The following is a 207-nucleotide window of genomic DNA, read 5'->3' as shown; positions in this document are numbered from 1 at the left end:
TCCGCCACGACCGCAGCAAAGCTTTTACTCTACCGAAGAGTATAGTTAAGAAGACTTATGGTTTGTCTAAGTAACGTTGTATGTGGCTGGGCTACCTGGATTCGAACCAGGGAATGCCGGCATCAAAAGCCGGTGCCTTACCGCTTGGCGATAGCCCAACAATGAATGATTATCTAGTAAAAGAAACACATTCTAAATAATGGTGCG

The 207-nt window shown here is 45.4% G+C and carries 1 tRNA gene; it reads right to left on the bottom strand.

What is annotated here, in order from left to right:
- Positions 1-83 precede the first annotated feature (83 nt).
- Positions 84-158: transfer RNA gene (locus BCT34_RS04115), tRNA-Gln, on the bottom strand.
- Positions 159-207: the final 49 nt, after the last annotated feature.

It is taken from the genome of Vibrio sp. 10N.261.45.E2 (genome assembly GCF_002875705.1).
GTDB lineage: Bacteria > Pseudomonadota > Gammaproteobacteria > Enterobacterales > Vibrionaceae > Vibrio.
This window is presented reverse-complemented; position numbering and strand designations above follow the sequence as displayed.